The 21,360-nt window shown below is 56.7% G+C and carries 20 protein-coding genes and 1 riboswitch; of the genes, 13 read left to right on the top strand and 7 right to left on the bottom strand.

The window, feature by feature from the left end; genetic code table 11:
* Positions 1 to 142 precede the first annotated feature (142 nt).
* The 3 genes from N6V40_RS02370 to N6V40_RS02380 form a co-directional block, all read right to left on the bottom strand.
* Positions 143 to 1,591, bottom strand: coding sequence for an amino acid permease (locus N6V40_RS02370; protein ID WP_131089704.1), 1,449 nt, complete (start codon positions 1,589 to 1,591; stop codon positions 143 to 145).
* A 79-nt stretch (positions 1,592 to 1,670) separates the two neighbouring features.
* On the bottom strand, positions 1,671 to 2,711 hold the full coding sequence (locus N6V40_RS02375; RefSeq protein ID WP_262198808.1) for an aldehyde dehydrogenase family protein: 1,041 nt from the start codon (positions 2,709 to 2,711) through the stop codon (positions 1,671 to 1,673).
* Positions 2,708 to 3,103 carry an aldehyde dehydrogenase family protein gene (locus N6V40_RS02380; RefSeq protein WP_262198810.1) on the bottom strand — a complete coding sequence of 132 codons (396 nt, stop codon included), beginning with the start codon at positions 3,101 to 3,103 and terminating at the stop codon, positions 2,708 to 2,710. Before N6V40_RS02380 ends, N6V40_RS02375 begins: the two co-directional genes overlap by 4 nt.
* Before the next feature lie 487 nt (positions 3,104 to 3,590).
* On the opposite strand from N6V40_RS02380, the gene N6V40_RS02385 reads away from it, so the two are divergent.
* From N6V40_RS02385 to N6V40_RS02420, 8 genes are all read left to right on the top strand, one after another.
* Complete coding sequence (locus N6V40_RS02385; protein WP_262198812.1) at positions 3,591 to 4,727, top strand: hypothetical protein; 1,137 nt, start codon at positions 3,591 to 3,593, stop codon at positions 4,725 to 4,727.
* Complete coding sequence (locus tag N6V40_RS02390; RefSeq protein ID WP_131089701.1) at positions 4,724 to 5,089, top strand: GntR family transcriptional regulator; 366 nt, start codon at positions 4,724 to 4,726, stop codon at positions 5,087 to 5,089. Before N6V40_RS02385 ends, N6V40_RS02390 begins: the two co-directional genes overlap by 4 nt.
* A 37-nt stretch (positions 5,090 to 5,126) precedes the next feature.
* A riboswitch (TPP riboswitch) is annotated at positions 5,127 to 5,221 on the top strand.
* Positions 5,211 to 6,005, top strand: coding sequence for a hydroxyethylthiazole kinase (gene thiM / locus N6V40_RS02395; protein ID WP_131089700.1), 795 nt, complete (start codon positions 5,211 to 5,213; stop codon positions 6,003 to 6,005). Its footprint overlaps the riboswitch before it by 11 nt.
* Positions 5,998 to 6,474 (top strand): thiamine phosphate synthase, encoded by a 477-nt coding sequence (locus N6V40_RS02400; RefSeq protein WP_262198815.1) that lies wholly within the window; start codon positions 5,998 to 6,000, stop codon positions 6,472 to 6,474. The genes thiM and N6V40_RS02400 overlap by 8 nt, the downstream gene beginning before the upstream one ends.
* Complete coding sequence (locus N6V40_RS02405; protein WP_396268234.1) at positions 6,438 to 6,638, top strand: thiamine phosphate synthase; 201 nt, start codon at positions 6,438 to 6,440, stop codon at positions 6,636 to 6,638. Before N6V40_RS02400 ends, N6V40_RS02405 begins: the two co-directional genes overlap by 37 nt.
* The gene (thiD, locus tag N6V40_RS02410) at positions 6,635 to 8,062 is read left to right on the top strand and encodes a bifunctional hydroxymethylpyrimidine kinase/phosphomethylpyrimidine kinase (RefSeq protein ID WP_242632528.1); all 1,428 of its coding nucleotides are present in this window, start codon (positions 6,635 to 6,637) and stop codon (positions 8,060 to 8,062) included. The genes N6V40_RS02405 and thiD overlap by 4 nt, the downstream gene beginning before the upstream one ends.
* A 29-nt stretch (positions 8,063 to 8,091) precedes the next feature.
* The gene (locus tag N6V40_RS02415) at positions 8,092 to 9,369 is read left to right on the top strand and encodes a uracil-xanthine permease family protein (protein ID WP_131089698.1); all 1,278 of its coding nucleotides are present in this window, start codon (positions 8,092 to 8,094) and stop codon (positions 9,367 to 9,369) included.
* 222 nt (positions 9,370 to 9,591) lie between these two features.
* Positions 9,592 to 10,998, top strand: a complete 1,407-nt coding sequence (locus N6V40_RS02420) for a sugar porter family MFS transporter (RefSeq protein ID WP_131089697.1) — start codon at positions 9,592 to 9,594, stop codon at positions 10,996 to 10,998.
* A gap of 81 nt (positions 10,999 to 11,079) precedes the next feature.
* On the opposite strand, the gene N6V40_RS02425 is transcribed toward N6V40_RS02420, so the two are convergent.
* Both N6V40_RS02425 and N6V40_RS02430 read right to left on the bottom strand, forming a co-directional pair.
* Positions 11,080 to 12,825, bottom strand: coding sequence for a glycoside hydrolase family 65 protein (locus tag N6V40_RS02425; protein WP_262198821.1), 1,746 nt, complete (start codon positions 12,823 to 12,825; stop codon positions 11,080 to 11,082).
* Positions 12,822 to 14,267, bottom strand: a complete 1,446-nt coding sequence (locus N6V40_RS02430; protein WP_262198823.1) for an HAD-IA family hydrolase — start codon at positions 14,265 to 14,267, stop codon at positions 12,822 to 12,824. Before N6V40_RS02430 ends, N6V40_RS02425 begins: the two co-directional genes overlap by 4 nt.
* Before the next feature lie 217 nt (positions 14,268 to 14,484).
* Between N6V40_RS02430 and N6V40_RS02435 the strand changes: the two genes are divergently transcribed.
* On the top strand, positions 14,485 to 14,784 hold the full coding sequence (locus tag N6V40_RS02435; RefSeq protein ID WP_262198824.1) for a hypothetical protein: 300 nt from the start codon (positions 14,485 to 14,487) through the stop codon (positions 14,782 to 14,784).
* Positions 14,781 to 15,335 carry an SDR family oxidoreductase gene (locus N6V40_RS02440; RefSeq protein ID WP_262198826.1) on the top strand — a complete coding sequence of 185 codons (555 nt, stop codon included), beginning with the start codon at positions 14,781 to 14,783 and terminating at the stop codon, positions 15,333 to 15,335. Before N6V40_RS02435 ends, N6V40_RS02440 begins: the two co-directional genes overlap by 4 nt.
* 46 nt (positions 15,336 to 15,381) lie before the next feature.
* Here N6V40_RS02440 and N6V40_RS02445 read toward each other — a convergent pair whose 3' ends face one another.
* Together N6V40_RS02445 and N6V40_RS02450 are read right to left on the bottom strand one after the other, a co-directional pair.
* A complete protein-coding gene (locus N6V40_RS02445) occupies positions 15,382 to 16,698 on the bottom strand; it encodes an ABC transporter substrate-binding protein (protein WP_131089694.1) in 1,317 nt (438 codons plus the stop codon).
* 171 nt (positions 16,699 to 16,869) lie between these two features.
* Entirely contained in the window at positions 16,870 to 17,892 is a 1,023-nt protein-coding gene (locus N6V40_RS02450; protein WP_131089693.1) for a LacI family DNA-binding transcriptional regulator, read from the bottom strand.
* Positions 17,893 to 18,067: 175 nt separating this feature from the next.
* On the opposite strand from N6V40_RS02450, the gene N6V40_RS02455 reads away from it, so the two are divergent.
* Genes N6V40_RS02455 through N6V40_RS02465 form a run of 3 tightly spaced genes read left to right on the top strand, consistent with a single transcriptional unit; the run spans position 18,068 to position 21,359 of the window.
* A complete protein-coding gene (locus N6V40_RS02455) occupies positions 18,068 to 19,204 on the top strand; it encodes a Gfo/Idh/MocA family protein (RefSeq protein ID WP_131089876.1) in 1,137 nt (378 codons plus the stop codon).
* Positions 19,201 to 20,454: a dihydrodipicolinate synthase family protein gene (locus N6V40_RS02460; RefSeq protein ID WP_131089692.1), complete on the top strand. Its 1,254-nt coding sequence runs from the start codon at positions 19,201 to 19,203 to the stop codon at positions 20,452 to 20,454. Before N6V40_RS02455 ends, N6V40_RS02460 begins: the two co-directional genes overlap by 4 nt.
* Positions 20,451 to 21,359 (top strand): sugar phosphate isomerase/epimerase family protein, encoded by a 909-nt coding sequence (locus N6V40_RS02465; protein ID WP_131089691.1) that lies wholly within the window; start codon positions 20,451 to 20,453, stop codon positions 21,357 to 21,359. The genes N6V40_RS02460 and N6V40_RS02465 overlap by 4 nt, the downstream gene beginning before the upstream one ends.
* Position 21,360 lies beyond the last annotated feature (1 nt).

Here is a 21,360-nt window from a genome sequence, read left to right on the forward strand (position 1 = left end):
CTGGCCATCTAGGTGGCGCTTCTCAGCAATCCGCAGCACCTCGGTTGGTTCCGCCCGCATGATCGGCGAGGCCGGACACAACAAAGCCGACAGCACCCACGGTCAACGTGGGTTCTGTCGGCTTTGTAGGTCTAAAGAAACGCTAGTTCAGCTTTGCTGTCCAAGGGTCAATGACCTCAGCTGGCTGCTTCCGGGTAATTAGCCAGTGGCCCAGCCACAGCAGGAGGAAGATCGGCAGACCGACGTAGCTTGATGCCATCTGCAAGAGGTTGCCATCGACAACAGCCTGATAATTCTGTCCGGCAATGACAACCAGCAGGATGACAAAGGCGAGGATTGGACCCAAGGGGAACAGTGGCGCCTTGTAGGGAAGGTCTGCCAAGCTCTGCCCGCTGGCCAGGTACGCCTTGCGGAATTGATAGTGGCTCACCGCAATACCAACCCAAGCGATAAACCCGGAAAGTCCCGAAACGTTTAGTAGCCAGGTGTACGCCTCGCCCTGACCAATAATGGCCGTCAAGAATCCGAAAAGTCCTACCGAAGCGGTCAAAAGCATGGCCGGTACAGGCACGCCACGCTTGTTCAGACGAGCAAAGATCTTTGGCGCTTTGCCATCTTTGGCCATGGAGTAAAGCATGCGCGCTGAAGCATATAGGCCCGAGTTACCAGCCGAAAGAATAGCTGAGAGGATCACTGCGTTCATCAAGGCGGCAGCAAAGGCGATGCCAGCTCGCTGGAAGACCAAGGTGAATGGCGAGGTGGCGATATCCGAAGCTTCAGCAGAAAGCAGGGACGGATCCAAGTATGGGATCAGCATGCCGATAACAAAGATGGCGCCGATGTAGAAAAGCATGATGCGCCAGAAGATTGTTTTGATGGCCTTCGGAACATCGCGCTGAGGGTTTTCTGCTTCACCGGCAGCAACACCGACTAGCTCAGTACCCTGGAACGAGAATCCAGCGATCATGAATACCGAGACGATGGAGAGCCAGCCGCCAACAAATGGGGCGTCACCGTCGGTCCAGTTACTGAAGCCAGGAGAGGTTCCGCCGATGATGCCGAAGATCATGGCGAAGCCACAAATCAGGAAGACGATAACGGTGATGACCTTGATGGCCGAAAGCCAGTACTCGCCTTCACCGAAGGCCTTGGCTGACAGTGAATTGAGTCCAGTAAGCAACACCAGGAAGATAGCAGCCCAGATCCATCCTGGGGCATCTGGGAACCAGTAGGACATCACGATGCCCGCGGCGACTAGCTCAGCGGCGACGGTGATGGCCCAGTTGAACCAGTAGTTCCAGCCAATCGCGAAGCCGAAGTGTCGGTTGACGAAGACCGTGGCGTAGGTCTGGAATGAACCTGCAACCGGAAGTCGCGCGCTCATCTCACCAAGCGACTGCATCAGCAGCAGTACCATGATGCCAATCAGTGCGTAGGCTACCAGTGCACCGCCGGGACCAGCCTCAGAGATGGTGCCGCCGGACGCGACGAATAGTCCGGTACCAATTGAGCCGCCGATAGCAATCATCTGCATGTGGCGAGCTTTGAGGCCACGCTTCAGGCCGTCCTGGGACGGTGCGGGCTCAGTCATGCGTTACATCTCCTGATGCTTAGAAAAATCCAACCTTTCCATCCAAGCACTCTGACCAGTCTCAAAGCTATGAACCGCGCTACAGTAAGCGATCAATAATCTTTCGCTTAGCCCACGAATACGGAGGATAAATTGCGCTCAGCGTATCCACCACCGTGGTTTTGTTGAGTTCCGGGCGCATTTGTGAAAGCCGGTCAAATCCGTGCTTGCCATGATATGAACCCATGCCGCTGGCTCCCACCCCGCCAAATGGCAAAGTTGGAATGACCATTTGGGTCAGTGGAGCGTTGTGCACAATGGAGCCAGCGCGCACACGATCCGAGAAGATCGACTGCAACCGTGGACTCTCGCTCATCAGGTATGCGGCCAGTGGCGACGGGCGTCGGGCAATGAACTCTAACGCTTCTTCGAAGCTCTGCACCTCAATCACCGGAAGAATCGGACCGAAGATTTCTTCGGTCATCACGGTGGCTTCAAGATCCACATTGCGCATGATGGTCGGTGCGATGCGTAGAGTCTCTTCGTCGTACTCGCCGCCGAACACTACCTCACCCTGTTCCAGCATCGCTAACAAGCGGTCAAAGTGCTGTCGGCTAGCGATGCGTCCGAAGTCAGGATGCGTCAACGGCTCTTTGCCGTAGAAGCTGTTGATGGCTTGGCCAAGGCGACCAACCAGGGCGGAAGCATCACCGATGCAGAGGATGTAGTCCGGAGCAACGCAGGTCTGTCCCGCGTTCATGAACTTGGCGTAGACCAAACGTTTGGCGGTAGCCAGCGAGTGATTATCCACCACCACTGGGGACTTGCCGCCCAGTTCCAAAGTGGTTGGGGTCAGATGTTGAGCCGCTGCCATGGCGATGATCTTCGCAACCCGTTCACCGCCGGTGTAGAAGATGTGGTCCCAGCGTGCCACCAGCAATTCCGTAGCCGTATCTACTCCACCCTCAATGACAGCAAATACTCGCTCATCGAGGTAGAGCGGAAGGAATTTGGCTAGGGCACCTGAAGTGGCCGGAGCAAGCTCTGAGGGTTTAACAACTGCCGCATTTCCTGCGGCAATGGCGGCCACTAGGGGTGCGAGCACAAGTTGCAATGGGTAGTTCCAGGCACCAACGATCAAGACAACACCCAGGGGCGTGGCTCGATCTTGGCCATTGCCGGCTGAAGCGCCAGTGGCACCTTAACTGTGGTGCTGTCCATCCATTCGGCCAGATGCCTCAGCGCAAAATCAATCTCTGCGCGCACCACATCAACTTCAGCGAATTTGGCTTCGGTGGCACTCTTACCCAGGTCATCGTTTAATGCCTGCAGGAAGTCATCAAGATGCTCTTCAAGCATCTTCTCCAGCGCGCGTAGCTGTTGGATTCGGAAGCGACGCGGGTGGGTGATTCGAGTCTCAGCTGAACGGCGCAGATGACTTAGTACCGAAGCGATACGTGAAGGATGCTCGTCCACCGGAGGAGCGGAATCGCCGACCGGTTCTGGCAACGGAGTGGAAGTAAACAGACCCATGATCTGAGCGTACGTTACTTGGCAGATTTTCTACCGATTAATTCTCAAGGAGATTCATTATGTATCAAGTGTTTGATACATTAAAACCTATGGATCAGATCTCGGCGAGCGCCTTATCGATAGCTATTGCGTCATCAGTAATCTACCTATGGTTACGCTCAGTAGCTGCACGCCGCGGATCCTCAGCGTTACTCAGGGCTCAATCACATTCATTCTGGTGTGCCCTGATTGCGTTTTTGCCTCGACTTCTGGCGACCTATCTCGGGTTTGGTCCATTCAAGCACCATCAGAGTCACCGACAACGCGCGTCATCATTGCACTGGGTGCCGCCGGTTGGCTGACTTTGGTCTACGTCATCGGGTTGTTTACTTGGCCTGGAGAACTGCGCTCAGTTCGCGTCGCATCTTTGGAACCACGCACGTTGACCACGCCCTTTCCACGTAAGCTAGGTGCCCTAGTTGGCTCACTGGCAATCTTTGCATGTTGCATGTTGTGGCCGATATCCCGGGTCGCCGGCCACATCCCTGAAGGCAAAAGTACTGAATCCTCAGCGGCTGACTTCGAAGACGCAGTTGCGCCTACATGGGACAGCACATCCGGGTGGATTTCAGGCGCTGAAGTAGCTCCACTGTTTGCGCTGTGTATTTTCGCGGTTTTACTGGCCACTGCCGTGATCAGTGCAATCATCCTCAAACGCAGGCCCTTAGCCGGGATCTCCGCAACCCAAAACCAAGAACTACGCTCAATTTGGCTCAACCGGTTGCTACGAAATTGTGGTTGGCTGCTGACCAACATCATCGGTGCCGCAATCACCTACGCCGATCCGGTTCTGAGTTCCGGGTGGAACAAGGTGTCCATGTTTGCCGTCTTGGCTTTGGGCTTCGTGCTATTCGTCTGGGCTCCAAAGCATGCCGCACCGGAGGCCAATAGCCTGCCTAGCACCGCCTTCGCCCGGATGCGCAGCCACACGCTATCCGTTTCCTATTTTGCGAATACGTTCTTGATTATCGCCACGTTGATTATCTGGCTTGCGGCCAGTGAACTCGTTGACCAAACGCCAGAGCCATTCGGTGAAGCCGGGGCCCGTGCTGTTGGCGCTTCCTTTGCGCTGCCATGGTCAGCGGCGGCGGTAGTCCTGTACCTAGTAATCTCTGCCGGCTTCGCGCTCTATGCACATTCACGAGCAAAGCTGGGGGCACTTTCTGAACCGAAGAGCCAAAATCTTCCGGTTTGGGTGTACACGATTGCAGCGCTGTTCATCCTCAGCGGGAGCATCTTGCTTTACGCCCCACAAACACTGAGCCCAGGGGCACAACAGCTACTCTCGCCATGGGTCACCTCGGCAATAATCGTGGGAACGTTGGTAGCCGCGGCCGGTTACTTCTGGTGGATCCGCCATTGCGCAGTCCCCTGGGACCTCACGGACGAACAGGAAATCTGGTATCGGCAAATCTTGGAGTTCCGAGCCTTACGAGTGCTCTGCAGTGCGTATTTCCTCTTGCCGGGCTTGGTCTCTTCCGATGAGCCAGCGGTGCTAGCCATAGGCATTGGGCTCTTCTGCATCCCAGCCTTACTCGTGGTCAATCGCCCGAAGGCGCGCCTGACCACGAGCGTGCGCGCATGAGCACCCAGATCACGGTAGATCTTGAGGCGGCTACCGCTCCTTATGAGCAGATCCGTTCGCAGATCGCGTCGCTGATTAACCTCGGCGAATTAGTGGCAGGTAGCAAGCTACCCACGGTCAGGGCGTTGGCCACAGATCTTGGGGTAGCTGCCGGAACAGTCGCTCGTGCCTACAAAGAGCTGGAAGCCGAAGGGCTCATTTCTTCAAGACGCAGGGCCGGCACGATAGTTAATGAACGCGCTACCCCCATCGAAGAGCATGAAGATCTGGTGGCGGCCGTAGACCACCTTTGGAAGCTAGCAGCAGCGCAACATGTCGATGCGGCGACACTTAAAGCGTTAGTGGCGAGACGTGAACGTTAAGAATTTGTTCTAGGCATTGCCACTGCGTACGCTCTAGATCAGTGACACGGGGTGTCGGAGAAGCCGACTGAGATGAAACCCGTCGAACCTGATCTAGTTCACGCTAGCGGAGGGATGTCGCATGACTCTGCCTACCGTTGCCCAAAAATACCGGCAACACTCCCCTTTAGTTTTTTGCCTGACGAATACCGTCGTCACCAATTTCACCGCCAATGTCCTACTGGCTTCCGGCGCTTCACCAGCCATGACTAATCTGCCTGGCGAAGCTGGCGGGTTTGCTGCCTTGGCTTCTGCAGTGCTGGTGAATCTAGGCACGCCAAGCACCGAGCAAATGGTGGCCATGGAGGAAGCGGTGCTCTCGGCGAGCGCAGCAGGCACCCCGTGGGTATTGGATCCTGTGGCTGTCGGCGCCCTGTCGGTACGCACCGACTTCGCCCGACGCATAGTTCAAGAACATCCCACCTTGATCCGTGGAAACGCTTCGGAAATCCTCGCCTTGGCGGGCAAGGATTCCAGTGGCCGTGGTGTTGATGCGGCAGATACCGTGCAGGCTGCCCTCGATGCAGGACGCGAACTGGCGCAAGAACACGGCTGCGTTGTTGCTATCTCCGGCGAAGCCGATGCGATCATCGACGCTACCCGTACCGTACTGGTACACACCAACGGTATCGGGCTGACCAGAATCACCGGTGGCGGATGCGCGCTAGGTGCCTTTAACGCTGGAATGCTCGCGGTGCACGAGGACCCCTTTGAAGCATCCATCGCCGCCCACGGTTTTTACGGTCTGGCCGCCGAAAAGGCACTGGCCGCAAGCACCGGACCGGGAAGCTTTGCGGTGGCGTTCCTTGATGCGCTGGCCGCCACGGAACCTGAAGAATTACAGACTTTGAAGTACGAGGAACTGAACCATGGATAATATCGGCGCCTACCTAGTAGCCAACACCGCCAGCTGCACTCCACGCACCACCTTGGAAGTTATCCAAGGAGCAGTAGCCGGCGGCATCGAATGGATTCAGCTGCGGGCCAAAGATGAGACTGCCCGCGAATTCTTTGAACTGTCCTGCGCTGCAGCCCAACTAACCAAAGGCAAAGCCAAACTATTGATCAATGACCGGATTGACGTGTTCTTAGCTGCTCGCGCGGCCGGAGCTGCGGTCAACGGTATCCATATCGGGCAAAAAGACATTCCGGTGCGACTTGCCCGTGAGATTATCGGCGAAGGCATCATCGGTTTGAGCGCTTCCACCGATGAACAACTGGCCCAGGCGAGTCTCGACGCGGAGGTCATCGACTATCTGGGTGTTGGTGCAGTGCGTGCCACTCCTACCAAAAGGATCACCCAACCCCGTTGGGTCTTGACGGTTTTATCCGTGCAGCATCCTTGACCGAACTACCGTGTGTAGCCATCGGCGCCATTACCGCTCAGGACGCAGCTGCGATTCGCGCTGGCGGAGGGTCGGGCCTAGCGGTGGTTCGTGCCATCTGTAATGCCGAGGATCCGCAAACGGCCAGCGAGCTGCTCGTTTCAGCTTGGACGGTGGCACAGTGAAAAATATTCTCTCTATCGCCGGCTCTGATCCTTCCGGTGGTGCCGGTATCCAGGCGGATCTAAAAGCCATTGCCGCTAACGGTGGTTATGGCATGTGCGTGATTACGGCATTAACCGCGCAGAACACCCAAGGGGTCAGCGCAGTACAAGCCATTGATGGTGACTTTGTCCTAGCCCAGTTGGAATCCATTAGCGCTGATATACAGATTGACGCCATCAAGATTGGCATGCTGGCCAATGCTGAAGTAATCCGCGCGGTCAGTAGTTGGCTGAATACCGTAGATGCACCGGTCGTTCTAGATCCGGTGATGGTAGCCACGAGCGGAGACCGATTACTAGAAGATGAGTCGGCACTCGATTCACTGCTGGACCGCGCCTGCGTCATCACCCCTAACCTGCTCGAGCTCGCAAGCTTGCTACGCGAGGCTGCTGCCACACAATGGCCACAAGTCCTAGAGCAGGCACAGCGACTGGCCGCCAAGCACGACGTTCTGGTTTTGGCCAAGGGCGGGCACCTGGCTGGAGACTTCTGCCCTGATGCGCTAGTTAGTTCCACTGGAGTGCTGGCCGAGTTCAGCAGTCCAAGACACCAGACCAAAAACACCCACGGCACCGGCTGCACCCTCTCCAGCGCCTTGGCCACTATCTACGCCACAGACGGTGACTGGATACAGGCTCTTGAGAAGTCCAAGGCTTATCTGGTGCGCGCTATCGGCGCAGCCGACCAACTCACTGTGGGTAGCGGGCATGGCCCGGTGAACCACTTTGTGGACTTCTTCAGCGAAGCTGATCCCATGCAAGAGTGGTGGCAGCAAATTGATGGACTGCGCGGGTCCATCGATGGGTTGGAATTCATTACCCAGTTATCCGATGGCACACTGCCTTCAGCTGACTTTGAGTACTACCTGTCCCAAGATGCCTTCTACCTTCAGCGTTACGCTCAGGTATTGGCCGAGGCCAGTGTCTTGGCCCCAGATCTCGAAGCGCAACGCTTCTGGGCTAGCTCAGCCAGTGCAATCTTGGAAGGTGAATTGCAGCTGCATCGCAGTTACCTCGCTGAAGGTACCGCGAACCCCAGTGCGATCACGCTGAACTATGTGAACCACCTGGCGGCGTCCAAACAAAGCTACGGGGAACTGATTGCCGCAATCCTCCCCTGCTACTGGCTATATCAAGACATTGGCAAGCGCCTAGCCGCAGCCAATCACGATCAACACCCCTTTGAAAAGTGGTTGAGCACCTACGCATCAGAAGAATTCGACCTAGCTACCGAGCAGGCCATCAACATGGTGCGCATGGCGTGGAAGCAGTCTGATGGTGCTCTGCGTGAGCGGATGAGGGTGGCATTTGTGCGATCTTCAGAACATGAGTTGGCCTTCTTCGATCAAGCACGACAGAACCGAGTAGAATTTTCTACGGTCTGAAACGCGCGGGCCACGATCTGGAGGATTGTATGAGCTGGAGCATTCACGGCAACGGAAAGACCATCAACCCGGGCGAAGTTGTCGCCCCGGAAGAACGGTTGCACTGGCCACAAACCATTTCCATTGGTGCCCAGCACATCCTGGCGATGTTTGGCTCCAGCATTCTGGTGCCAACCCTCACCGGCTTCCCGGTCACCACTACCTTGCTGTTTACCGGCTTGGCCACCATCATCTTCTTGCTGATGACCAAGAACAAGGTACCTAGCTACCTTGGCTCATCCTTCGCGATGATCGCTCCGGTCATTTCCACCACCCAGTCGCACAGCATGGCTGGTGCCCTTGGCGGCATCGTCATGACTGGCGCGTTGCTCTTTGTGGTGGGCCTGATTGTGCAGGCTACTGGTACCGGGTGGATCCACGCTTTGATGCCACCGGTAGTTATGGGCACCATCGTTGCGCTGATTGGCTTGAACCTCGCCAGCGCTACCTTGGCACCGATGACCGATTTCCCGCTGACTACATTCTTGACGGTGATTTTCACGGTACTCGCTACCGTGGCCTTCAAGGGTCTACTTGGACGCCTGTCGATTCTGGTTGGTTTGGTTCTTGGCTACCTGTTGGCATTGGTCCAGGGCCAGGTTGATTTCAGTGCCGTGGGTGAGGCGAGCTGGGTTGGTCTGCCACAGTTCACGACCCCAACTTTCCATCTTGATACCGCATTGATGTTCCTGCCGGCTGTTTTTGTGCTGATTGCCGAGAACATCGGGCACGTACGCACCGTGGGTGTGATGACCGGACGAGATCTCTCGAAGTTCAACGGTCGCGCACTGATGGCTGATGGTGCGGCCAGCGTTGTTGCCGGACTCGGTGGCGGTTCTGCCACCACCACCTATGCCGAGAACATCGGCGTAATGGCTGCATCTCGCGTGTACTCCACTGCCGCCTACTGGGTAGCGGCCATTGTGGCCATGGCGTTGGCCTTCCTGCCGAAGTTTGGCGCACTAGTGGGCACCATTCCGGTCGGAGTTATCGGCGGCTTGGGCATCGTGTTGTACGGCATGATCGGTATTGTTGGCGCGCGCCTTTGGATCGAGGCGAAGGTTGATTTTGGTAATCCGATCAACCTGATGACTGCTGGCACCGGACTGATCATCGCTATTGCTGTGACCAGTGATATTGCCTTTGGACAGTTCCAGCTTGGTGGTATCGCCTTGGGTTCCATCGCTACCTTGGTGGTCTTCCACTTGATGCGCACGGTGGCGAAGCTGCGTGGCAATGACCTCGCTGACACTTCGAAGGAATCCTGAGAGTTTAAAAATATTTTTCAGCCGGCCGGTGTTGCGAGTTTGCTCGTGACACCGGCCGGCTTTTCTTTGCAATCTCCCTACTGGTTAGGCACGAGAGGTGAGTAGGGGAGGTCAATTCTGAGTGGCACATGTAAGGACTCCTTCCAAAATGTGATGGTTATCCCATCAAAAACTGAAAATTACGGATTTTGACCCCGTCTAAATCAGATAGCATGGCTCATTGTGACTGCGACAACATCAGACGGAAAACTCTCCGCGCGACTCATCTTCATCGCCCTTGGGGCGGCATTAGGTGGGTTCGTTTTTGGATATGACTCATCAATCGTTAACGGCACCGTGGACGCTGTCGAGCACGAATTCGGGCTCAACGCGGTAACCATCGGTTTCACTGTTTCCTGCGCCTTACTCGGCGCAGCTCTAGGCGCATGGATTGCAGGTGTGGTCTCCGAACGTGTAGGCCGCGTTCGCACCATGGTCTTTGCCTCCGTCCTTTTAATCATTTCAGCCATCGGCTGTGGCCTCTGCTTCAGCGCAGCTGACCTCATCGTATGGCGCATCGTCGGCGGTATCGGCGTGGGCTTCGCTTCGGTGATCGCTCCGGCCTACATCGCCGAAATCTCCCCAGCAGCCCACCGTGGCCGCTTGGGCACCATGCAGCAGATGGCCATCGTGCTTGGCATCTTCGTAGCCTTCCTGATCAGCGCCCTGCTGGTCTTCGTTATGGGCTCGGCAGACGCTACCGGCTGGTTCGGTCTGGCTGCTTGGCGCTGGATGTACCTCTCGCTGGTAGTCCCAGCGGTGATCTACGGTGCGCTGGCTTTGCGACTTCCAGAATCCCCTCGCTACCTTGTTGAGCGTGGACGCTTGGTTGAGGCCGCTGCGGTTCTGACCCGCGACATGGGCATGAACCCAGGGGTAGAAACCGAAAAGAAGATCGAAGAGATCCGTTCCACCGTGCACGTGGAGCGTCGCCAGAAGTTCAGCGACCTGCTGGGCCGCTTTGGCTTCCACCCACTGGTGTGGGTTGGCATCTTGCTCTCGGTCTTCCAGCAGTTTGTTGGTATCAACGTGATCTTCTACTACTCCACTACGCTGTGGAAGTCCGTAGGCTTCGCCGAATCGGATTCATTCACGATTTCGCTGATCACCTCGATCACCAACGTGGTGGCCACCGTCGTGGCAGTGCTGCTGATCGACGTTCTAGGACGCAAGCTGTTGCTGACTATTGGTTCGGCAATCATGACCCTGTCATTGGGCATGATGGCTATTGCCTTCGCTCAGTCGGTCACCATCGACGGCGCAGTGTCCCTGCCAGGTAGCTGGGGCATCATCGCCTTGGTTTCGGCAAACCTGTTTGTGGTCGGCTTTGGTGCCACTTGGGGTCCAGCCGTATGGGTATTGCTCGGGGAAATCTTCCCGAACTCCATCCGTGCAATGGCTCTGGGTGTGGCTGCTGCTGCACAGTGGATCGCCAACTTCATCGTTTCCACCACCTTCCCGGCACTTGCCGATGCTGGTCTGGCTCTGGCCTACGGCATCTACGCGGTCTTTGCCTTGCTCTCCTTGATCTTCGTGATCTTCATGGTCAAGGAAACCAAGGGACGCACCCTGGAAGACATGAAGCTGTAAAACAACAACGCTCAAAGCTGAGTACAAAAAATGTGGCTAGAACCTAACGGTTCTAGCCACATTTTTACCTAAAGAGAGGTGCTACCAAGCCTTGCGTGGCACATCGACTCCGGCCTCGCTTTGGACTTCAAGTACCTTTTCCAAGGTCGGACGTCCCTGACGTACCGGGCCTTGGTCAGCTAGCGCAATGGTGATCGACTCGCCAGGAATCAGGTCTATCTGCTGACCGCGGACCCAGATGGGACGTGAATGAGCCCCATCTAGCGTGAACTCGATAGATTCACTTTCCAAGCGCACCGCAATGCGCATGCCGTGCCAAGCCAGTGAGAAACTGATTGAACGCCAGCTTTCTGGCAGACGCGGGTCAAAGCAGAGCCGGTCATCGTCATCACGAAGTCCAGCAAAACCATAAATCAGCGCGGACCACACACCACCGGTGGAGGCCACGTGCACCCCGTCTCCAGTATTGCCGTGCAGATTCTCAAGATCCACATTCAGTGCATGCTCAAAGTACTCCCACGACAGTTCTCGGTAACCCACCTCGGCAGCCAGAATCGACTGCACCGTGGCCGAGAGCGTGGAGTCACCGGTAGTCAGTGGGTCATAGTAATTAAAGTCGGCAAGCTTTTGCTCAGCGGTGAAATCACTAGAACGCAACCACAGTGCCAACACCGCATCGGCCTGCTTGATTACCTGGAAGCGGTAGATCACCAGCGGGTGATAGTGCAGCAATAGTGGACGCTTATCCGGGCCGGTGTTTTCCAGATCCCACACTTCACGGTTTAAGAAGTGCTCGTCCTGCGGGTGAATGCCTACCGATTCCGAATACGGAATATGCATGCAATACGCGGCCTTGAGCCACAGGCTAATCTCGTCCGCTTCTAGACCCAATTGCTCAGCGAGCTTGGCGTAGTGCGCCGGACGTCGCTGGGAGAGCTCGGTCAGCAGCTGGGCGCTGCGGCGAAGGTTAAAGCGGGCCATGACATTGGTGTACAGGTTGTTATTAACTACCGCGGTGTACTCATCCGGGCCGGTCACACCGTGGATGTGGAATCGTTCGTTGCCTTCGTGGCCACGCCAGAAACCAAGTGAGGCCCACATGCGAGCGGTGCCGACCAAGATCTCGGCGCCGCCGGCAAGTAGGAACTCGTCGTCCTCCATCACGCTCAAATAGCGATTCAGTGAATATACGACGTCCGCATTGATGTGATACTGCGCGGTGCCCGCAGGATAGTAGGCACTGGCCTCTTCACCATTGATGGTGCGCCATGGGAAGAGCAGACCGGCTTCATTCATGATGCTGGCTCTGCGTGTGGCGGCCGGAATCATCGCGACCCTGGCACGCAGTGTATTACGAGCCCACTGTTGGTTGGTGTAGGTCAAGAACGGCATTACATAGATTTCGGTATCCCAGAAATAGTGCCCGGAATAACCGTTACCGCTCACGCCCTTGGCGCTGATGCCCAAACCGTCAGCACGCCCGGCAGCTTGCGCCAGCTGGAATAAGTTCCAGCGGATCTTGCGCTGCATGCTGGTGTCATCACAATCCACCAGCACATCACTGCGTTCCCAGTAGTCCGCCATAAACGCACGCTGGGTGCGTAGGTGCTCGTCCATGCCCTGGGCTACCAGGTGGTCCAAGGCTCGATCCGAACGTAGCAACATTTCTTGTGCCGGGTGGCGGCGCGAACAGTTGTACACCGCAAACTTCGAGACGCGGATTCCTTGTCCTGCTTCCAGACGGGCGCTGATGACCTCATCAGCACGCTCGTCGGCGCTGCTGCGGGTGATGAGCAGTTCTTGCTCTGCGCCGCCTGTGGTGCTCACCTGGTGCTCAACGACCGCCGCCACCGACATCCCGGAACCAGGAACCTGGTATGAGACTCCAAGCCTGGAGCCATGCACCGAGTGTCCGGCCGGGTGTAGCGCGTTGACGCTAGCCTCCTCGCTCTTGCGCGGATCGGGCACGCCAGCCTTGGAGGCATCGGTCTCTTCAGGGAGGCTACGGTCCGCTGGGAGCTATAACCAATCACCGAAGACTGCACCAGTACTCGTGCTGGAGCATCAAGCAGGCGTACGTGGACATCCTGAAGGGCTAGGTGCCTGTCGGTAAAGGAAATCATGCTGCGAGCCATCACAGCCACCCGGTGACCTTCTGCAGTGCGCCACAGTGTGCGTGCGCACAGGGTGCCGTCGCGGAAGTCCAGGCGCAGCTCATCGTTCAGCATTTCGGTACGCCCTACTTCAAGGGCCTCATCGTTAATAAAAACGCGAAGAGTCCTGAAGTCCGGGGCGCTGATCATGGTCTGCCCGGTTTCGGCTAGGCCGAAGGCACTTTCTGCGTGCCGGATCTCCCATGCCTCATGCAGTCCATTGATGAACGTGCCCCCGGATTGGTCCCCCAGCCCCAGCTGGGCTGCACGCGCACCGAGGAATCCGTTGCCTAGGGAGAAAACGGTGTCCTGAGCCCCATCGGAGTCGCGCTGCTCATCGCGTAGCAGCGACCAGGAATCGGTATCCCAGGCTTGCGCCGAATCTTCGGTAGTCAGCTCGGCGAGGTCTTCAATCACAAAGTGCGCGCCGGCAGCGAGCAGCTCTTCTTCGTTATCTTCACGGGCTACGCCGATGACCCCAAAGCCTCCGGCGCGTGCCGCGGTCACACCACTGGTGGCATCTTCAATGACCACGCACTCTTCGGGACGCCAGCCTAAATCAGCGGCGGCAGCCAAGAAAGTATCCGGAGCTGGTTTGCCGGCCAACGAGCGGGCTGCGGCTTCTTGTCCGCCCATCACCAACGGGAAGTGCTCATCAAGGCCCGCGGCGGTAAGCACCATCCGAGCATTTCGTGAAGAGGACACGACGGCCACATCTAGCCCGGCGTCGAGCACCTGGCGTAAGAAGGCTACGGAACCTGCATAGGGTTCGATACCGTCGCGCACCAGCACTTCGGTGAACTTGTCGTTTTTCATATTGCCCAAGGCGCAGACCGTATCTTGACCGGCAGGATCATCCACGGTGCCCCAGGGCAGTTCTATTCCGCGAGAAGCAAGGGTGGCTTGGACCGCGTCATAGCGCGGGCGTCCGTCGAGCAAGCTGAAATAGTCTTGGTCGGTGTAGCTGGCCACGCCCGGAAATTTGTCAAAAAAGGCAGTGAAAAGTTCATGCCACGCCTTGCGGTGAAGCAAGGCCGTCGGGGTGATTACACCATCCAGATCAAAGAGGACGGCTTTGTAATCACGGTGTCGGTACTCAGGTCGATAAGCGTTCACGATCGAAATCCTTCGAAAGAGGAGCAAATTACTAGCCGTAGTCCATACGGTAGCAAGTGAACGCGTTTGCATCGACATACTACGATAAGAACGTGGCACAGTGGATAGATTTGTTCAACAGCGATACCTGGCGTGAGTCGACCGCCGCATGGATCGACTCGGCCTGCGAGTCCTACGGGATTAAGCGCACCGCTCCCCGGAATTCTGGCCTGCCCAATTGCACCAGATTCAGGCCTCGGTGAAGACCGACGCCGCCGATCTGATTTTCAGCGCCAACGCGCCCGGGCTGGCCGCTGAGCCAGCGATCACCGTGGCGGCCGGCCAGTTTTTGCCCGACCGCGTGGTGATGCCGTTGGCCGTTGACCGTAGCGCCGGCTACATGCTCTGCCCCGACTTTGGCCACTGCCTTGCTGATCTGGGTGACTCGGTGGAGCACTGGGAGATGGCTTTGTCCTCCTTGGGTTCCTTCCAAGTAGCCCTTATGGGTCGCGAAGACGAATTTTTGACTCCGGTGTGACCGTAGTTGATCCTCAGTTCCTGCCAGAGCAGTTTGAACAAGCGCTCATGATGCATGTTTCCTTGCCAGTAGATCACCCACTGCACATTGATGGGGCCCACGCGGATCGCTTGGCTGGACACATTGATCAGCTCACCAGCGCCTGCGCCACACTCCACGAGGGACCGGTACCGCTGAGCCTTGAGCACGGAAACTTTGATCTGACCCAGGTAGTAGTTCCCGGTGAAGCTGGGGAACACGGTCGCATCTTGAATTTGTCATCAGCGCACTGGGCCCACCCATTCTCCTCGCTGAAGACTGCGCTTGAAGCAATGACCGAGGCGTGGAATTGTGACACGGGTGATGAGCGGGTCATGCAGGCCTTGTTCGCCTACCTGGATCAGTTTGCCGCCTATGGCACTGCCGATGAGCTTTACGATCTGATCGATCCAGCGTGCCTGGTTGCTCCGCTGTCTCAGCACGAGACCTGGCTACGCCTACTGCTGGATGCCGACGATGAAAAGTTGCGCGAAAACGCTCCAGCCGTTTTGGCAACGCTGGATCTTCAATAGATTAAACGACTAATGGGCCCTCTTTCGGGGCCCATTAGTCGTTTAATTACTGGGATACTGCGGTTTCGATTTCCTTGAATGCGTTTTGTGCTGCATCGGCAACACTCTGTCGCTCGAAGAACACTTCCATCTCGTAGCGATAGAGGATGTCCTGAACGGCACTGAAGCCCATCGGTGGAATCGACTCTGTACCCTTCAGCTCTGGCTTTAGGCTCGTGACGAACTTCGCGGAGGCCGTTTCGACTGAGTCCAAATCGGCAACTACCTTTTTACGAACGTCGAGATTCGCTGGCAATCCGCGGTCCATTTGATTAAGCGCACCGGCTTCTTGCGAGTTGACCATAAAGTCAATGAACTTCTTGGTCTCCTCCGGGTGCTTGGTGCGCGCGAAGCCTGACATCATCATCGATGATTTGTACCAGAGCCCGTTGTCTTCGGCTTTGCCCGTGCTGCTAGGCAAACGCAACGGGACAAGATCCGAGCCAACCGCGGCCGACAAGCCACCTAGCTGGTTGCTCCACCACATGCCAAAAGCTGCGGTTCCGGTACCAGTCATCGAGCGGTCAGGCCCGGCATTCTGGTTTTCTGCCAATACCGAGGCTTTAGGGTAAGAGCCGGCGTCCAACAGGTCTCGATGGTGCTGGAAGTAAGTTGTGAGATCCTCTGCGCTGAATCCGAGCTTGCCGTCAGAGCCGGTGAGATGCTTGCCGTCTTGGCGCAGCCAGGTCTGCAGTCCAGCCGGTTCGTTGGGAGCTTCGGCGCCGTACTTTCCTTCTGCTTTCTCGCTGACGGTTTCGGTGATCTTCCGGTAGTCGTCCCAGGTCCAGGTCTTATCGTCGGGGATTTCTAGACCAGCTTCTTTCAGAACTTTAGGATTGGCCGTCAGGGTGAAGGAATTGATGCCGGTAGTAATGCCGACCAGACCATCGTCAGTGGTTCCGTTTTGAATGGAAACCTCTTCAAACTTGGAGACATCAACCCCGGTCAGATCCAGTAGAGCGCCGCGGTCCGCGTATTCGCGAAGATACTTGTCGTCCATCTGGATGATGTCAGGAGCATCGTTGGAAGCAACCTGGGTAGCCAGTTTGTCCCAGTAACCGCTCCAGTCCGAATATTCTCCCTGGACATCAATATCGGGATTCTCTGCTTCGAAAGCTTCGATGATCTTGTTCGTGGCTTGGGCTCTCGTATCGGATCCCCACCAAGAAAAGCGGAGAATCTTCTTGCCGTCCGCGCTTTCAGCACCACTGCTGCCACCGCAACCAGTTAGCGCCAGAGCGGCAACGGCGGCAATGGCTACGGACTTGCTCAGACGTGCACCGAACTTCTGCCGACTTTTTCTTGAGTTGTCCTGCTGGTCCATGGGTCTCCTCCTTGAGTGGGCCGATAAGAGCGAAGTTTCAACAATTGACCCTGCCGATCAACATTGCGGAAAGCGCTTCCCAAACAATCTAATTGTGACCCCAGTCACGAGTCAAGAGCAGAGGTCGAATCCATCAATTACATTTGAACATCGCATCATGCAGGTTCGGTATTACCGATTTTCCGCGCGGAGTTCCGATGATTCACGCAACACCGGAGTGCCAGTAACAACCATTTTGCGCGCGTCCCCGTGGCTTAACACCATCTCACCGGCCCATCGGCCAATTTCCTCCAGCGGCAATCGCGCGGTGCTAATCGAGGGGGTGACGTCCACCAGGGTGGGAATGTCGTCAAACCCCACCACGGCAATATCCTGCGGTACCCGAAGTCCGCTTTCTCGAATGGCGCGAATAGCGCCCAGTGCCATCACGTCGGAAACGCAAAAAACGCAGACCTGCTCCCGCGGCTCCGTTGCCTCGCACCCTTTCAGGTAATCACTCATGGCCATATAGGCGCCCTCGCGGGAGAATGCCCCGTGAATCACGTCTACCGCAACAAGTCCCGTCCGCTTCAGCTTCGCCATGAAACCCTGAGCACGGCCCCGAGAAGTCAGTAGATTTTCATCGCCTGCAAGCACAACAAACTTGCGGTGACCTGCGCGGATAAGTTCACCGGCGAGGTTCTCAGACGTGGTCTCGTTATCCACATGAATTCCACCGGTGCTAGCGAGTGGCTGACCGATAACAACAATTTGGCCACCGTTGTCCTGGTAGCTCTCGATCAAGCGCAACAGTCCATCATCTTCGGATAATGCCCTTGATCCGGAAAGAATGATTGCGTCGGTGCGCTGAGACATAAATGCCTTCACCGCCTCGATCTCTCGCTCGGGATCAGAATCGGTGCTGGCCAACAGCAGCTGGGTGCCACTATCCCCCAAGCCTCGCTGGACGCCTCGGGCAATAGTTGAGAAATAGGGGTCTGCGATATCACGGACCACCAGCCCGATCAGCTTTGTTGAGGCTCGGGCAAGCGCTTGCGCTTGCGCGTTAGGAAAATACCCAAGTTTCTCCGCCGCAGCACGGACCCTATCCGAGATTTCGGCCGCCGGTTTGCGGGCTGATCCATTGAGTACACGCGAAGCAGTCGCCAATGAAACTCCCGCCTCATTAGCGACATCAGTCAGTCGAATAGCCATCTGAAATCCTTTTCGTCCACGACAAGCTGGGACAAGCTTATCCCTCAAAGCCCGTGATGGTTGACACCCTAAATTTGCATCACTATCGTGGAAAGCGCATTCCCGAAATTGTTTCCCCTCTCATTTTTTAGCCGAGGAGTATCTCGTGACAAATACCAAAGTTCTCCGAATTGCCATGAACGGCATCACCGGTCGCATGGGCTATCGACAGCACCTGCTGCGTTCCATCTTGCCCATCCGCGACCAAGGCGGCATCACGCTAGCTGACGGTTCCAAACTCACCGTTGAACCGATACTCGTCGGTCGAAATGAAGACAAACTACGCGAGCTGGCAAACAGACATCAGGTGGAGCACTACACCACCGACCTCGATTCGCTGATTGATGATCCCACTGTCGACATCATCTTTGACGCATCGATGACCTCGCTGAGATACGACACCCTGTCCAAGGCCATCGCAGCGGGCAAGCACATCTTCACCGAGAAGCCCACAGCGGAAACCCTGAGTGATGCGGTGGATCTAGCCCGTCAGGCCAAAGCCAAAGGAATTACCGCAGGCGTAGTTCATGACAAGCTCTATCTGCCAGGGCTGGTCAAGCTACGACGCCTTGTGGACGAAGGATTCTTCGGAAGAATCTTGTCCCTGCGTGGCGAGTTCGGCTACTGGGTCTTCGAAGGAGAAATCCAAGAAGCCCAGCGCCCATCGTGGAACTACCGGCTGGCCGATGGCGGGTCCATGACCACCGACATGTACTGCCACTGGAACTACGTACTGGAAGGAATCATCGGCCGCGTCAAGACGGTGACCTCCACGACCGCCACCCACATCCCAACCCGCTGGGACGAGCAGGGCGAGCCCTACACTGCTACCGCAGACGATGCCGCCTACGGAATATTCGAACTTGAGACACCGGCAGGTGACCCGGTCATCGCTCAGATCAATTCTTCCTGGGCTGTGCGTGTGTACCGCGACGAACTTGTCGAATTCCAGATTGACGGAACCCACGGTTCCGCTGTTGCAGGATTGAACAAGTGTGTGGCCCAGCAACGAGCCCACACACCTAAGCCCGTATGGAATCCAGATCTGCCTGTCACTGAATCCTTCCGCGACCAATGGCTCGAAGTTCCAGCCAACGCGGACTTGGATAACGGATTTAAGCTGCAGTGGGAAGACTTCCTCGGTGACGTTGCTGCCGGTCGAGAGCACCAATTCGGTTTGCTCTCCGCAGCCCGCGGCGTGCAACTGGCCAGCTTGGGCCTGCAGTCCGCAGCCGAGCGACGCACGCTGGACATTCCGGAGATCACGCTATGAACGAGAACAATCTTCCGGAACTCGGATTGATCGATGAACATGGCCAGTCGTTCACCTACACCCTCAAAGGTCCAGGGGACTTCACACGCCCGCTCGCCCCCTTTGTCTCCCGCAAGGTCTACGCCGCGGCCCACGTCATCCCGCAGATGGGGGCAAATAACACCCCCGGAGCGCCGGCGATTATCGATTGGGATGCCACCTTGGCCTACCGCCACGAGCTCTGGTCCTACGGACTAGGCGTCGCGGATGCAATGGATACCGCACAACGTGGCATGGGCTTGGACTATGCAGCCACCTGCGAGCTGATCACGCGTTCAGCCCACGAGGCTGCCACGGTCATCGCAGAAAACCGCTACCCAGCACTGGGCGGCCTGACGGTTCGTGATATCCTCGCCTGCGGCGTAGGAACGGATCAGCTAACGGTTAACTCCATTAAGCCCGGACAGTTGCAGTTGGTCACCGATGCCTACCTGGAAATGCTGCGCTTAGTAGAAGGCTCCGGATCAAAATCTATTGTGATGTGCTCACGCGCCCTCGCTAAGGCAGCGCGCAACTCACACGATTACCTCCAGGTCTATTCAACTGTGCTGGAAGCTGCTCAAGAACCGGTCATCTTGCACTGGCTCGGTGAAATGTTCGATCCAGAACTGGCCGGGTACTGGGGCACCACCGATCTGGCCGAAGCCACCTCAATCTTCCAATCAATCTTGGACAAGTACGCCCACAAGATTGATGGCGTGAAGGTTTCACTGCTCGATGCCGAGCATGAGAAACAACTTCGTGCTGCACTTCCTGCAGGGGTCAGGCTCTACACCGGGGACGACTTCAACTACCCGGAGCTGATCGAGGGTGACGGCGAACTACATTCAGATGCCTTGCTAGGAATATTTGCGGCCATCTACCCCGCAGCCTCAACGGCTATGCAGGCTTTTGACGCAGAAGATTCGCAACGCGGACGCGCAATTTTGGATTCCACTAGGGAACTAGGACTGCATATTTTTAGCGCACCCACGCTCTACTACAAAACAGGAATTGCCTTCCTTTCATGGCTCAACGGCCACCAAGCCGGATTCCAGATGATTGGCGGCCTTCAGGCAGGACGTTCGCTCCCGCATCTGATCCGTACCTTCGTGCTCGCCGATACCGCCGGACTGCTACTGAACCCACACCTGGCAGCCGAACGCATGGAACAGCTCCTAGCTGTCTACGGCGTCAACGTAACCACCCAAACGCTGACTGGAGTCTCATGAGCTTCGAATTATCGCTGAACACCGGAACCACCCCCAAACTAAACCTGCATCAGGCGGTGGAGGCAGCTGCCCGTGCGGGTCTGACGCACATCGGTCCATGGCGACACTTGATTGAAGAAGTTGGCGGTGCGCAACGTGCAGCAACCATCATCAGAGAAGGCGGGCTTCAGGCCAGTACCCTGTGCCGCGGCGGCTTTCTCACCGGGGCTTCGCCACGGACTAAGCAAGAGGCGCTTGAATCCAACCAGAAAGCTATCGAAGAGGCCGCCACGATCGGCGCGCGCAACCTAATTATGGTTGTTGGCGGCTTGCCCTCGGCGGCGCACATTCTCGGGGGCTCTGGCGATCCTGCCGACAAAGACATCGTCGCCGCTCGCGACCGAGTTGCGCGCAGCTTGGATCAGTTGGTTCCGCTGGCGCTAGAACACGGCGTCTGCCTCGTGCTCGAAGCACTACACCCCATGTATGCGGTGGACCGGGCTGTGCTCTCGACCCTAGGCCAAGCTCTCGACTTGGCCACCGCTCACCCGGCCGAAGCCGTAGGAGTTGTTGTTGATACCTTCCATGTCTTCTGGGATCCGCAGTTGCAGCAGCAAATTCAGCGGGCTGGTCTCGAACGCCGTTTGGTTAGCTACCAGGTTTGCGACTTCAACTTGCCTATCGCCAGCAATGCACTGCAATCACGCGGAATGATGGGCGATGGACATATTGATTTCGCAACGATCTCCCGCTGGGTTGCCCGGGCCGGCTATCGGGGACCAGTGGAAGTGGAGATCTTTAACGATGAGATCAATTCACAAGATCCTCACCTGACTCTTGCCACCATGTCTCAACGTTATGAGTCGCTAGTTTTGCCCCATCTTGAGCAAGCTGCAGGCATCCATCCGGCGAGCGCCATAAACTGAT

The sequence above is a fragment of the Glutamicibacter sp. M10 genome, from assembly GCF_025452055.1.
In the GTDB taxonomy this organism is placed as follows: domain Bacteria; phylum Actinomycetota; class Actinomycetes; order Actinomycetales; family Micrococcaceae; genus Glutamicibacter.

Excerpts from the sequence above, each read along its gene's own strand:
- N6V40_RS02370 (WP_131089704.1), bottom strand. The coding sequence starts at position 1,591 with ATGACTGAGCCCGCACCGTCCCAGGACGGCCTGAAGCGTGGCCTCAAA.
- N6V40_RS02380 (WP_262198810.1), bottom strand. The coding sequence starts at position 3,103 with ATGGGTCTGTTTACTTCCACTCCGTTGCCAGAACCGGTCGGCGATTCC.
- N6V40_RS02385 (WP_262198812.1), top strand. The coding sequence starts at position 3,591 with ATGTTGTGGCCGATATCCCGGGTCGCCGGCCACATCCCTGAAGGCAAA.
- N6V40_RS02390 (WP_131089701.1), top strand. The coding sequence starts at position 4,724 with ATGAGCACCCAGATCACGGTAGATCTTGAGGCGGCTACCGCTCCTTAT.
- thiM (WP_131089700.1), top strand. The coding sequence starts at position 5,211 with ATGACTCTGCCTACCGTTGCCCAAAAATACCGGCAACACTCCCCTTTA.
- N6V40_RS02400 (WP_262198815.1), top strand. The coding sequence starts at position 5,998 with ATGGATAATATCGGCGCCTACCTAGTAGCCAACACCGCCAGCTGCACT.
- N6V40_RS02415 (WP_131089698.1), top strand. The coding sequence starts at position 8,092 with ATGAGCTGGAGCATTCACGGCAACGGAAAGACCATCAACCCGGGCGAA.
- N6V40_RS02445 (WP_131089694.1), bottom strand. The coding sequence starts at position 16,698 with ATGGACCAGCAGGACAACTCAAGAAAAAGTCGGCAGAAGTTCGGTGCA.
- N6V40_RS02450 (WP_131089693.1), bottom strand. The coding sequence starts at position 17,892 with ATGGCTATTCGACTGACTGATGTCGCTAATGAGGCGGGAGTTTCATTG.
- N6V40_RS02455 (WP_131089876.1), top strand. The coding sequence starts at position 18,068 with ATGAACGGCATCACCGGTCGCATGGGCTATCGACAGCACCTGCTGCGT.
- N6V40_RS02460 (WP_131089692.1), top strand. The coding sequence starts at position 19,201 with ATGAACGAGAACAATCTTCCGGAACTCGGATTGATCGATGAACATGGC.
- N6V40_RS02465 (WP_131089691.1), top strand. The coding sequence starts at position 20,451 with ATGAGCTTCGAATTATCGCTGAACACCGGAACCACCCCCAAACTAAAC.